Raw genomic sequence first — 13,842 nt, 5'->3', positions numbered from 1 at the left:
GGTTGTGACTGTGGGAGTTCCCACAATTCGGAAGCAATTTTCCATTCTATCGCTGTGAACGTGGGAGTTCCCACAGTTTCCAAGACATATGTAGTCCGCCGACGTAAGAATCCCGAGATTCGTTTCCCCAAAATTCCTGCGAGAAAAGCCGGAGAAGCGTCGTTCGACTGTGGCGATGTCGGTTCTCAAAATTCGGACAGTTTAGCTGTATTCGCGACTACGTTCGTTTCATCAGATGCGTTGCGTCTAAGTCCGCTCTACCCAAATGCCCGATCGGGAAAATCATCGAATGTCGCTTGGTTTATGAGTTCATACCCGTTTCGAAAAAGCGGAGACTGAGAGCGGAATCGGAAGCAGCAGGTAGGAATCTTCGAAGATCGAACTCCGTCGATTTCAATGTGCAAAAAATTCGAAAGAAACAGGATGTGTGAGCAGCGAGCGAGACCAAATGACGATCAACTTACAATAAGATGACTACATTATAGTTTTCAAATAATCTAACCCATAAAACGATTCCTATATTACAACCCTGCTCTTTTTGTTTGGAATAAAATTTGACAAAAAGAATTTCAAGCACGTTGCTACCTACAATAGAGGCCTAACGTTCGCACAAGCGGTCGTCACTAAATCACTTTTGGCCCATAACGCGCAAGTATACAATGAAACTATAAATTACAAAAATAGAATGGTGCATCTATGAAATTTGGACCGGAGTTCCGTCCACCACTGCCTTATAAAAAAAGAAAATCCGTTTTTAAAATGAAACAAGTCGCAGCCTTGATTTTTCTGCTATCAGCTTCCTTCTGCAAGCCGACCGGCGGATCGGATGACTTAAGCGCTCTTTTGATTTCCTTAGCCGGTGGTAGTTCCAACAAGATCGGAACGGGTGTGAATGGAAATGATACTGGAAATCCAAGTCAGCCCGAATCTCCGTTTAGGCCGATCTTAAACGACTTAGCTGTTCAAACTGCGTACGTAACCGGAGCGGGTGGCGACGATCGACAAAGAGTTACTGTTACTTTTTCGTTTCAAAATGTTCCATCCGGACCTTTGACTCTAAAAGCATACTTAGGAAGACCGAACATTATTGCGCTCAGTGCGGACGGAACTACGGTACAAAACTATATTCAAGAACGCCTCAATCCCGACCCAATGTTCCCGAATGAATTTACGTTTTTATCTCCGGAAACGACACAACCCTATCGGATCTTTGTGCTGGCTTCGAATTCGTTCGGGAAATCATCCAAGTCCATTCTTTCCACGGCGCCTACTCCCCCGGCCGGTCCTTGCGCCAACGCCGTCTCCGCACCGACTACGATCGGGAATTGTGCGGAACATTGTATTCAAGTAACGACCAACGGAAATCTGATCGATTTTCGAGGAAGTGTAACTACGGTTAACGCAGAGGAATATCTATATATGGACCTGACATCTTCCACTCCTTCCGGAGGAACAGGGCCATTTCCGTTCTCTTATATCGAGTTATTCAGCGCAGGCGAACCCCCCGTTTCGGTCGCTCCGGGAACCTATACAACCGAACTTCACAGTGTAAATTCGGATACATATAACGAGAACGCTTGTATCGGAATCAGTTCGTATCAGGTTTCGGATGGCTCGGGCGGATTCAAGGACAGCTACTTATTTAAAAAAGTCATCATTCCTTGATCAGTTTTGGCGTCAAAAGACGTCGAGTTGTAAACTGAAAGTTCAATCGGCATTTTAATAACAAATCGTTTTTCTCGATTTTTAATTTCGCACACGACACATACAAAAAGTGCTACGAAAGAAGGCGGGATATCCGTTATTGAATCCAACACATTCTCCCGACACGGTGACTCATGATTTTCCAACCGAAAGACTTTCAAAAAGAAACGGACCGCAACTATGACTCCGAATTCTACGGACGAATTCATACTTTCGATTTCGACGGAGCGATGCAATTGCTCGAAACGATCTTCCAAGAAAAAGCGAACCAAGGAAGAAAAGGAGAACCGACGGATTTTCTTCACGATGACGACGAGCAAAAAAGAGGAACCTTGTCGGGACATTTCAAGGAAATGGTCGAACAGTTTCACTTCGACGAACCCTTGCAGCACAGAGTCGATCGGATTCTCGAAATTCTGGAAGAAAGTTTAACGGAAGCGGCCCTCCAATCCCATCGATTCAAACCGTTCAACGGAATTTTATTCAAGATGAGCGATTACGAATTCTGCAATGCGGTCGCGGATTCGATTCACTTCGATGCAAAGACCCATGAGATCTCGCCGATCTTCGGACTCAATCACGAACTAATCTGGGACTCCGATTCCTATCCTCCGGAAGAATCTTCCGAATCCTACGATTTCATCTATGATCTAAAATCGGGAAAATATAATGTTTCCTATCTCGGCGAAAAGTTAAAGGGGAAGAAGCTTCACATTCACATTAAGTTATTATTATTTTCTAAAATGATTCGTAAAATCGTAGAAACACTTTTATTAAACGAACGCTTTGCGAAATTTCCGAAGGCTTTCCCGTTCTACGTTCTTATCAATGCGGAGGGTTGTTACGACTTAGACAAAAAAGACCGTTTTCTGTTGGAGGTTCGTTCTCCGATCGGGCTGAAGGATCTAACGGACAATCCTCATCAATCCTTGCATGAAAAATCCTCAGAGGCGAAAGAACCCCCTTCCCCTCTGGAAGAATTTTTGTTTTCCTTGGATTTTTTGAACAAATCCGATTCCAACGAATTCCAGACTCTGCTCCGTTTGACCCACGGCGAACCGCAGTGGAAAAAATTCCTGGAACGAGCCTCTCAAAATTCCTTTCTCGAATATGAGGAAAAGAAAAAAGAAATCGAACAATTGGAAGCGAATGCGAAGAATCGGGAGTTCGCAGCAGTTCTGAAAAAAACCATGAAGTTCGGACCGACCGCGTTCTCTTCCTTCTTTTGGAGACTCGCCTGGAAAGATCCGCAATCACATCTGGAATCCGCAAAACGATTTCAAAAACAGGTTTTTCTCAATCCTCCCGCTCCACTAGAAGACAACTACAAGCAAGCCCTCCCTTACATTCAGGATTTCACATATATCATGACCAGTTCTTACGTTGAAATTCCCGAAGAATTCAAAAAAGAATCGGAGGCGTATTTGCAGGAAGCGATCGATCGAATGAAACATTCTCCCCATCCCGGATTTCGCATCCGCGCTTTCGAGATCGAATACAAACTAAAGGAAAACGATTGGAAACCTTCCGAACGGCATCCGATCGAAAAAAATCCGCCGGAAGAGTATCTGGATTTAATGACAGAACTCGTTCGTTGTTTACCCGAAGAATTCCCTTGGTTTGGAGAAGCCTGGGATTTCGTATTCGAAGACCGCCTCCATTCTCTCGGACAAAAGGCAAAACGTTCCGTCCCAGCGGTGATCGAAGTTCTGGAACGATACAACAAAGAACGTTTCAACGAAGACGCTACGCGAAACATCGCTCCGGTTTTGTATAAAATCGGCTGCGAAGACATCCATCCTTTAATTCATCAGCTCCACCAAAGAAACGAATTCTACATGGAGGATTTCTATCATAAATGGTCCAAACAAGCTCCGGCCAATCGTTGGAAACAATTTGCCGAAACGATTCGAACCGATATCGATTCCCTCGCGAAGGCGTCCGTATGGGAGAATCTACTCTACGACAGCGATCCCGGTTTTTCGTTATATTACGAAAACATCGAAAAAGAAGCCGATCGAAATCGAATTTTCGAATTTCTTTTAACGGCTCTCTTAAAAGACGCCGGACCGATCCTCCAACGCTTTGCGTTCTTTTATAGCGAACGAATCAAAAAGTCCGCCGGCAAAAACAAGGAACAGTTTTTTAAAATCGTTTCTGAAATGACCGAACTCCTTCAAAGATTGAATGCGATCGAATCGCTCGAACCGAGTCATCAGTTTTCTCTGCGATGCGGAATCGCCGCAAAAGCGATCGAATCCTATCTGAACGGCGAACCGAACGCGCTCGAACATATCCAAAAGACGATCGAAGAATTTCCGAAAAATTCTTTAATCTATTTTTTGAAAGTATCCCATATCGAGCGAAAAAACGGAATTTCAAACGCAATCGAAGAATTAAGATCTGTTTTACCGATTTTGTGGAAGGACGATTTCGTATTTACAAAAGCGTTCTTTTTATACCTGCTTGCTTCCGAGCACCGATGGGAAATACTTTCCGCGGGAAAACTGTACGCATTTTACGAAAAAGTCAAAATCGATTTCGAAAAGGATTTTTTTACGGACGGAAAATTTTCAGGAAGGCTGGATTCTTTCGAAAACGATCCGTTTTCCAAAGTCCTCAAGGAGGAATATTCCAAAATCGTAATTGATTTGCATAAAGACTGGCTTCGATCCAAAACCGAGGAATACGAAGTCGTTTCGAAAACCGATTCTCTTAGCGTCGAAGAATTGGTCGCATCTTTAAAACCCGGAAATTCTTCGCTCAATCGTTCCATCGCACACAGGCTGATCGATCAGGCAGCAAATTTCACCGAAGAACTTCTACAGATCTTGGATTGGGAAGAAACACAGGAATCCTCTTTCCCGATCTTGAAATTATTCTATCAAAATCCTCACCTAAAAGAACCTCGCTTTCTTTATCAAGAAATACCGCGATATTTCCGCGAACGAACTCAGCAAAAGTCTGTTTGTAAAATTCAAGGAACTTCAAAATTCTTCGGTGATCGTTCAATCGGTCGCGGAACTCGAACACGAAACGATCCTGAATTCTTTTCTTTCCGTTCACTGGGCTTTCCAGAAAGAGGGTAAACTTTCCGAACTCGGGCTCCTGATGGAAAGTATATTAAAGAAAATGAATTCTAAAAAACCTGAATACGTTCTCACGGCGACGAACTTGAGCGTGATTCATATTCAAACCGGAAACTTGGAAAAAGCAAAGGAGGTGGCCGAGAATCTATTTTCGATGGATTGGAGTCGTTTCGATTATCAAAAAGACGAAACCGATACGTTCGCGGAGAAGGTTCTCGGAGGGGATTTGAACGAACAATATTCCACCGTCTTCAAACAGTATTATTCTCTCGCCCATTTCAACGCGGCCTGCTTGTATTCCAAGTTGGAAGATCCGGAAAAATGCGTGTTTCATCTCAAAGAGGCGAACCGAATCGGACCGCAAAACTACAATAAGGCGAAGATTCTTGCGGAAAAGGATTTTGAATCCGTAAAAGATCATTCCGTATATCAAGAATTCTTAAATTCCATCCACTGAGAGCGATCCATGACAAAGAATCATTTAACGTTAATCAATCGACTGAACTTATCCTGCGCGAACCGATTTTTAATTCATAAAAATCATGCGTTCGTCTGCGAATTATACGGAAGCGCCCGAGAAATTCATATCATTAGTCTCGAAAATCCAGAGGCTCCGAATCTAGTTCGATCGCTTACTTTCGAAAGCGCGATCGGCAGCCTAGCCATTCAAGACGATGTATTGTATGCGACGGAAAGCAGAAGAGCGGTTCATAAATTCTCGTTGGAAAACGTTTCCGATCCGAAACGTTTGGATTCATACATTCTACTCGGATACGATCTTTACGACGTGCAGATCGTAAACGATAAGGCTCTTCTTGCGATGAACTGGGACGGAGTCGGAGTCGTAGACTTACGCAAACCCGACGAAATCCAACCGACCGTAAAACAAAAAATCGCAAAGGGATATGCTAAACAATTCGTTCCCTTCCACGATCACTTTTTAATGACGAACGGTTTGCACGATGACCGGTTTCTTTATGAGATTTCCGTCCAAAACGGAAACGTCGAGATCCTTTCTCGGAAGGAATTCCCGGATTTCAATCCGTCCGACGTATTTACGATCTCTTCGGGTGCGGCGTTATTCGGAGAGACGAAAAAAGGAAAAAAAGAATATTCTTCTATTCTTATATTGAACGACAGTCTTCAACCGATAGGAGAACCGATCCGTATCGAACGAACTCCGAAGGTTTGTCTTTCTCTTTCGGATGGAAACGTGTTATTCGGATTCGATTATGCGTATGCACTCTTTAATCGTTCCAATCATTCAATCGCACCGTTGTTTCAACAGTTTGAGGATGGTAATTCAAAGGAATACATCGAAGTTCCGAGCAATCCTAAAAGGATCGACCCGGAATACGACGTTGAGCGAGATTACTATGACGAAGGAAACGATGAGGATAATGCAGATTCAGACTCGGATGAAGCGGAAGATTACGAAAGCGACGATAAAGATGAAGATTCAAGCGGCTCGGATGAGGAAGAGCTCAAGGACTCCAACGAAACCGAGAATGACAGGAGTTCAGCGGAAAACGCAAAGAATCAAGAAGCGGCAAGTTCCGATTCGGAAGAAAAATTCGACCCATCGCGACTGAATAACGCCTATCCTATGAATTCCTTAAAATGCGTTCAGAAAATAGGAAATTATCTTTTCGCCACTCACGGAAATAATTTTTTCACCTTCAAAATCGGAGAAAATTCCCCCTTTCAAAAAATCGTTTCACTCGAACCTCCGCGCCTTTAGAACAAGTTTTGATACTTCGGCGATCGGTTTCGATGAGTAAGGAGAAACGGACCTTCCCTCTTTCTTTCATTCCCGATTTCTCGAATATCTGAGAAATCGGGAATTTCTATTTATAACTTTCAAACGCAAAATTAAAAAAACGAGTAAAAACGCACAGTCAATTTGTTGCCTCTTTAAATAATTATATTTATAAAAAGATGCATAAATTTTATAAATCCACACAAATAGGATTCCAAGTTCTTTCCTGCCTTTTCTTGATTTCCAACTGCGTTCCTAAACCAAGCGGTTTATCCATCATTGACGCGACCTTATTTTCGAATTACTTTATTTCCAATTCGTCTCTCCCTTTGAAAGTTCAAGTTCAAGGACTCGCAAGCGGAGCTTCTTTTCAAATTTCCAATCAGAATTCGGAAACTCTTACGATTTCGTCCAACGGAGATTTCGAGTTCGCAAAAAAACTGCAACGATTCTCCAATTTCACCGTTTCGATCGAAAGGCAACCGAACACTTCTCCCAATCAAACCTGCGTCATCACGAATCCGACAGGAACCGTTTCTCCCGGCTTAAATCTTGTGGAGATTAACTGCGGAACGAGTTTTTTCAACGTAAACGTGAACGTTTTCGGGATCGCTTCAGGCGCTACGGGAAGTCTTTCGATTCGAAACGGAAACGTGGATACTCTCAGCATCGGATCGGACGGGAATTATGCTTTTTCGGCGCAAGTTCCCGATACGGGAAATTATTCGGTTGTAGTTCTTTCCAGTCCGAACCAACACAACTGCGTAATCGAAGCGCTTCCTCCTTCGGCCGGAACGATCAACAACGCGCCTGTGACACTCAACGTAAATTGCCTTAGTTTGACGGGCGCTTCTCCCGTAAATCAAACGGCGATTAACGTCGGCGACACGATCCAGTTTACGTTTTCAAAACCGGTTACTCCTCTGAGCTGTAACTTTACCGCACCGACGCCGACACCTTTGTCAGGAGCTTGCTCTTCCGATCTCGCACCGTTCGCCAATCCGATAACTGCGCTTAGTTATGCGGGGAACACGGTTTCAATTACGCCTAACGTGAGTTGGCCGGGAGGGCTCGGCCAGTGCATTCAGCTTTCCGGTTGCACGGAATCCGGAACCAATCGTCCTTTCCAGATAACTTCTCCGATCCGCTACGGAGTTACGAGTCAGATCAAATACGTCAAGGTAGGCGGTTTAGCTGCGGGAACATGCGACACGATCGCGAACGCTTGCAACGAAATTCAATATGCGATCACTCAGTGTAATACCGCGACCCCTTGTTTCGTTTTGGTTTCGCAAGGAACGTATTCGATGTTCGGTATGGGCCAAAGAATTATCCTGAAGGATAAACTCCAGCTTTTAGGCGGTTTCAGAAACGACTTTCAAGCGAGAGATTCGACCGCATATCCGACGATCATTCGAGACGACGTGGGAACCGGAGGTTGCGGAGGTTCCGATTTCGGAACCTGCTCTCCGATCGCGGGAGGTTCATTTACGATGACTTCCAACATGATGATCCAAGGTTTTACGATCATTACCAACCAGTTCAACGCATGGGGGACCGGAATCTGGCTGAGCAATTTGAATACCGCGGGTTTTTCCTTGATCATCACGGGAAACTTGATCCTCGGCGCAACGGACGTGACTTCCGCATACGGTCTATTCATTACGAAATCGGCGATGTATCTTTACAACGTCGGTCCGAATCTCGTCGTAGCGGGAAATTACATTCTCGGGGGAAGCGGCAATTCGATTTCGGTCGGTATGAGAATTCTGGAAGGAACTCAAGGTGTGATCAGCAACAACTACATCAACGGCGGTTCACACGTCAACATCAACGACGGTTTGGATTTTTCTCTGGGGATTATGGTGAACAACACAGCGACCAATACGACACAATCGTTGCGGATCGTGAATAACATATTCAATTCTCATCATATTACATCCGCGACTCCCGTTTCGGTTAGGTCGAGCGCGGCGGTTCAGGCATTATCCATCAATTCTCCGAACTTCGTCTTTATCAATAATACGATTTACGGGGGAAACGGAACCACGCGCTCCTACGGGATTCATCAACAGTCTTCTCCGGGGAATTTGCGTATCAATGTGATCAACAATCAGGTTCTCGCAAATCCGGGTGCAACGACCAGCGTCTGCCTGAACTACGATACGAATAACGTAAGCGCTACGTCTACTGTTTCGGGTAACAATTTCATCGGATGCAATACACTCGCCACTTCGAACGGAGCGCCGTATAAACTCTGCGGACCGGAACCGGGCGTCATGCTCGATTTCTTCACCTGTTCTCTTCCGTTGACAAACAATCTGCAAATGAACTTTTCGCACAATCCGAACTTTGCTGCGCCCACAAGCGCGACTCAGGTTTTTAGGCTCAGCTCCTCTTCCCCCTGCAATTCCGTTTACGGAGGAGTCGATCCGGGTTTCGCTCCTCCTGTGCTGCAACTGTATCAATCGGACTTGCTCGGAAACACGAGAACGAACGACGTCGCTCCTCTTCCCGTTCCGCTCGGGTCTTTCGGTTATTCGATCGGAGCGTTTGAAGTCAACGGAAACTGCGCGCCTTGATCGGGAGACGCGCGTGGTCCGAGTGTAAGCTCGTTTTTATTCGGATTTTTTAAAACGACATCGATTTGCAGACGTCTCCGTTCCGTCGTTATTCCCAAACGAAACGTCATAGAGTCGTTCATCGAATCGTTGTCAGGCGCATTCCATAACGACGGCTTTTTGCTTAGAACAACCCGCCGGAAAACCGCTGCAGCAGTTCCCACATTCTCATAAAAAAGGGGACTAAAAAAGTCCCCTTTTCAAAGTCGATCGACTTAACGTTTAAAACTTAAAGCGAAGAGATTCTTGCGATCGCCTCTTCCACATCCTCTTTTTTACCGAAGGCGCTGAGGCGGAAATAACCTTCTCCCGCGGGACCGAATCCGGAACCGGGAGTTCCCACAACCTGCGCTTTGTCCAAAAGTAGATCGAAAAAATCCCAAGAGGTAAGTTTATCAGAAGTTTTGAGCCAGATATAAGGAGCGTTGACTCCGCCGAACACTTCGTAGCCGGCCTTTTTCAAACCTTCGCGAATCTTTGCCGCGTTCGACATATAATACGCGATCGAACCTTGGATTTCTTTTTTGCCCTGCGGAGAATAACAAGCTTCCGCGCCTTTCTGAGTCACATACGAAACTCCGTTGAACTTAGTCGTATGTCTTCTGCTCCATAATGAATTGATGGAGACTTCTTCTCCTCCGCGGGTTCTTCCTTTGAGTTCTTTCGGAATGACGATATAAGCGCAGCGCAATCCAGTAAATCCCGCGGTCTTGGAAAAGGAACGAAACTCGATCGCGACTTCTTTTGCGCCTTCGACTTCGTAGATCGAACGCGGAACGCCCGGTTCGCTGATAAACGCTTCGTATGCGGAATCGTAAAGAATGATGGAATTGTTTTTCTTCGCGTATTCCACCCAAGCCTTTAAGTTTTCTTTCGTGGTCACGGTTCCGGTCGGATTGTTCGGATAACAAAGATAGATGATGTCCGCTTTTTCTTTCGGTATTTCCGGTTGAAACCCGTTTTCTTTCGTTGCGGGCATGTAGATCAGATTGGAGTATCTTCCGTCGGCTCCGATCTCTCCCGTTCTTCCCGCCATCACGTTCGTGTCGACATACACGGGATAAACCGGATCGGCCACTGCGATCTTCGCATCGGTGGAAAAAATTTCCTGAATGTTTCCGCAATCGCATTTGGATCCGTCCGAAACGAAAATCTCGCTTTCGTCGATTTTAATTCCGAGAGGTGCGTAGTCGTTATCGGCAATGGACTTTAGCAAAAATGAATATCCTTGTTCCGGTCCGTAACCGTGAAAACCGCCCGCGGTTCCCATCTCCTTGGAAGCTTCAACCATCGCGTTTACGACCGAAGGAACGATCGGAAGCGTCACGTCCCCGATTCCCAAGCGGATGATTTTTGCGGAAGGATTTTTTTCGGAATAAGCCTTTACGCGTTTTGAAATTTCCGGAAATAAATATCCCGCTTTTAATTTTAAATAATTCTCATTGATGTTCGCCATCTTCCCTATCCTTATCGATTAGTTTTCTTCCGGCAAAACCTTCCTCGTAACCGTGTTCGTAAAGAAGATCCTCCTCTCCGAGGTGCCAGCAATAATATCCGTGTCCGTTATCGAAATCGATAAGCCAAAGTCCTTTGACTTCGATTCCGTATTCCTGAATTTTGGAAGACCATTCGAAGATCGAAATCCGAACTTCTTCCTCTTTTTTTTCCATTTCGTTTTCGGGAAGAATCCGCTCCCGAAGCTGAACCGTCAGTTCCGATACGTGAGAATAATATTCCTCCGTAATCTCCCTGATTACGGGTAGAATTTTACGAGCCTCTTCGTATGTCCAGAGTTTCCGTTCCAAAGACGATTAGAAATCCTGACCCAAAGAAAGACAAAGAAGAGCCATTCTGCTTACGACTCCGTATCTTGCCTGTCTGAAATACGCCGCATTCGGAAGATCGTCGACATCCGTGGAAAGTTCGTTCACTCTCGGAAGAGGATGAAGAATCGTCGTCTCCTTCTTTGAAGCGAGAATCAACTCCTTGTTGATCTTAAAAAGATCCTTGAGACGTTCGTATTCCTTGTGATCGGGAAAACGTTCTTCCTGAATTCTAGTAACGTAAGCGACGTCGCAATCCCAAACCGCTTTGATATCGGTCGTCTCTTCGAGTGTCAGAGGATATCCTTCCAGACCTTTTTTATAAGAATCCGGTAACGCAAGTTCGGGAGGAGAAATCAGATACAGACGAACTTTATAATGTCTGAGTAAATTGATAAGCGAATGAATCGTTCTGCCGTATTTCAGATCTCCGACAAACGCGACGGTCAAACCGTCTAACGTTCCTTTTTCGGAGATGATCGTATAAAGATCTAGAATAGCCTGCGTCGGGTGCTGCCCCGCACCGTCTCCGGCGTTGATGACCGGAATCTTCACCGCGCCCGCGGCGATTCGGGAAGAACCTTCGACCGGGTGACGGATCACCGCGATATCCGCGTAGGCTTCGATCATCTTCATGGTGTCATACAACGTTTCCCCTTTCGAGATCGAGGAGAACTGAAACCCCACGGTGGAAATCACTCTTCCTCCGAGACGTTCCATCGCGGCTTCAAAGGAAAGTCTGGTCCTTGTGGAAGCTTCAAAGAACAACGAAGCCAAAAGTTTTCCGGTTAGGATTCCGAACGCTTTGTTCTGTTCGACCAATCGTTCCATGTCTCTCGTTTTTCCGATAAGAAAATCAAGATCCGCTTTTGAGAATTGTTCCGTGTCGAGGACGTTCTTATGATTATAGGACATTAAGCGACAGAATGTAGAAAAACCCCCTTTTGACAATCAAATTGAGTCAGATGTTTTGAGATTTTTCGGGAAGAATCAAAAGCCCTCGCAGTTGACGCAGAGCTTGTTTCCAAAGGGGAGAATCCATCGTATCATTCGAATTCGCGAATTGAACCGGCAGCCTGTTCCAAGGACAACCCGGAAAATGATGATGCACTCGATGATAGTTGAAGTTGAGAAAAAGAAACGAAAACGATTTCGGAAGAGAAAGGTTATACGAGGAATATACGTTATCGATTTCCTTTCCGTAGTGATATGAATGATCCAAAAAGGAAACGATAAAACCCCGGAGGAATAAGACCGCGATCAAAAATCCGATCCGCGGACCCGCAAAATAAAACGCGCTACCGTATAAAAGAAGAATCAAAAACGAATCGATTCTAAGTTCGCGCAAAATTTCCCGTTTTTGGATCTGTTTGAAGAACGCCGCGTGAACCGGATATTTGGAAACGTATTTCCCCGAAATCGGCGCACTCCAAGACAAGGGAAGAGAAAGAAGAAAACCGCCTGCGGCTTCCAGAAAATACGTTCCTAAACAAAGCCGAACGTAGTATAAGATTTTCTGAATCCGAATCGGCGTCTTGTTGTTTTCCAAATATTCGATTCGCTCCCCTTCCGCACGGTTGAATTTATGGTGCATGAGATGCGCGGTTTTTACGACCTGATACGGAGTCCCGAAAAGAATGCAAAGAATTCTTCCCGTAAGATGACTCTCATCCCGCGAGTTCGAAAAATTCCCGTGAACGCATTCGTGGATGAGCGCCCACTGCGTATAAGAAAAAATCGCGGAAAAAAGAAGGAGGATCGTAGCGAAAAAAATCGATTCGGATGTTTCGACCGCCATAGAAATCGTTACCGCGGTCGGCTTTGAAATTGAAAACAAAAAGCCGTCTATCCGATTGAAAATCGGATTCCAAAAATACAACGTAAAAAAGAATGCGCTTAACAAAAAAGCGATCGTTCGATTCGTTTTTTCGGGAAGATTTCTTCGAGGAGGATAAGACATTTTAGGCTTTCACAATGTGTTTCTTCCTTTGTGAAAAAGCCCGGGATTTTCTGCAATGGAAAATGACCGAATGTTTCGAGTCGGACTGCGACAAAAAATCGAAACGTCTCGTTTAAAAACGGCGAAAAGAAAAAGATAAGTGCGACTCGTAATCCATGTATCCTGTAACCTCGCAACGAATCGCACTCGGCAAAGAATAGAAACCGAAGTGAAACGTTTCGTTCTTTCCGATCCCTTTTGGGGCAACCCTCCACAAATCGAGATTTTTTAAAAAGAGAAACATCGATCGTTTCCGCTGCAAGCAATACGATGCAGAATTCTCAAACGAGACGACTCAAACAGCGCCTATTTGCCTGAGCCGTTTTGAAAAGTCGAATAGAAAGATAAAAATCGTTTCGTTCACAGAGACAAGTCCCCGTTCGAAAATAAATTATTTTTTTATAATATTCCCACATTTCGGAAAATAAAACTCAGTATCCGCCCCCTCCGCCTGAACCGCCGCCATATCCACCGCCTCCGCAAACACCGAGAACTCCAAGATACAAGGAATCACATGCGCCCATGGCGGGATTGGAAGACGTGCACGACAAATACGCGGCCACCGCCGTTTGACATTTCTTTTTATCTTCATCCTTCTTTTGTTTGTCTTGATCGAGACCGTAATTGGAACAGGACCAAAACACCATAACGAAAGCTAAGAGGAAGATCCATAGAATAGATATAAGTTTCATTTGGTTTCTCCTTTTCGAGATCGAAAAAATTCTTCTCAAATCATAAAAGCATATCATCGAAAAAGATTAAGGAAATAGAAAAATAGATCCGGCTAAGGATGTCGGAATGTACACACCGTTTTGCGGAATTAAAGGAGAGATCGGAGGCGAATTCG

10 protein-coding genes are annotated in these 13,842 nt (G+C 44.8%); 5 read left to right on the top strand and 5 right to left on the bottom strand.

All coding sequences use genetic code 11. The features are described from left to right. Positions 1-759 precede the first annotated feature (759 nt). From LFX17_RS05915 to LFX17_RS05900, 5 genes are all read left to right on the top strand, one after another. On the top strand, positions 760-1,665 hold the full coding sequence (locus LFX17_RS05915; protein WP_238745620.1) for a hypothetical protein: 906 nt from the start codon (positions 760-762) through the stop codon (positions 1,663-1,665). 173 nt (positions 1,666-1,838) lie between these two features. After that, positions 1,839-4,793, top strand: a complete 2,955-nt coding sequence (locus LFX17_RS05910; protein ID WP_406600662.1) for an anaphase-promoting complex subunit 5 domain protein — start codon at positions 1,839-1,841, stop codon at positions 4,791-4,793. Further along, on the top strand, positions 4,705-5,250 hold the full coding sequence (locus LFX17_RS20965) for a TPR end-of-group domain-containing protein (RefSeq protein ID WP_406600661.1): 546 nt from the start codon (positions 4,705-4,707) through the stop codon (positions 5,248-5,250). Before LFX17_RS05910 ends, LFX17_RS20965 begins: the two co-directional genes overlap by 89 nt. 9 nt (positions 5,251-5,259) lie before the next feature. After that, entirely contained in the window at positions 5,260-6,534 is a 1,275-nt protein-coding gene (locus tag LFX17_RS05905; protein WP_238745618.1) for an LVIVD repeat-containing protein, read from the top strand. Between the two features lie 197 nt (positions 6,535-6,731). Then, a complete protein-coding gene (locus LFX17_RS05900; RefSeq protein WP_238745616.1) occupies positions 6,732-9,134 on the top strand; it encodes a right-handed parallel beta-helix repeat-containing protein in 2,403 nt (800 codons plus the stop codon). 268 nt (positions 9,135-9,402) lie between these two features. On the opposite strand, the gene LFX17_RS05895 is transcribed toward LFX17_RS05900, so the two are convergent. The 5 genes from LFX17_RS05895 to LFX17_RS05875 form a co-directional block, all read right to left on the bottom strand. Next, the gene (locus LFX17_RS05895; protein ID WP_238745613.1) at positions 9,403-10,629 is read right to left on the bottom strand and encodes an LL-diaminopimelate aminotransferase; all 1,227 of its coding nucleotides are present in this window, start codon (positions 10,627-10,629) and stop codon (positions 9,403-9,405) included. Further along, positions 10,613-10,978, bottom strand: coding sequence for a DUF2203 domain-containing protein (locus LFX17_RS05890; RefSeq protein WP_238729427.1), 366 nt, complete (start codon positions 10,976-10,978; stop codon positions 10,613-10,615). The genes LFX17_RS05895 and LFX17_RS05890 overlap by 17 nt, the downstream gene beginning before the upstream one ends. A 6-nt stretch (positions 10,979-10,984) precedes the next feature. Beyond that, positions 10,985-11,911, bottom strand: a complete 927-nt coding sequence (gene pyrB / locus LFX17_RS05885) for an aspartate carbamoyltransferase (protein WP_238729426.1) — start codon at positions 11,909-11,911, stop codon at positions 10,985-10,987. A gap of 46 nt (positions 11,912-11,957) precedes the next feature. Beyond that, positions 11,958-12,956: a fatty acid desaturase family protein gene (locus tag LFX17_RS05880; RefSeq protein WP_238745611.1), complete on the bottom strand. Its 999-nt coding sequence runs from the start codon at positions 12,954-12,956 to the stop codon at positions 11,958-11,960. Positions 12,957-13,426: 470 nt separating this feature from the next. Further along, positions 13,427-13,687 (bottom strand): hypothetical protein, encoded by a 261-nt coding sequence (locus LFX17_RS05875; RefSeq protein ID WP_238745609.1) that lies wholly within the window; start codon positions 13,685-13,687, stop codon positions 13,427-13,429. Positions 13,688-13,842 lie beyond the last annotated feature (155 nt).

This window comes from Leptospira sanjuanensis (assembly GCF_022267375.1).
Taxonomy (GTDB): Bacteria; Spirochaetota; Leptospiria; order Leptospirales; family Leptospiraceae; genus Leptospira; species Leptospira sanjuanensis.
Note: the sequence above shows the minus strand (reverse complement) of the source record. Positions and strands in the feature narration are given on the sequence as shown.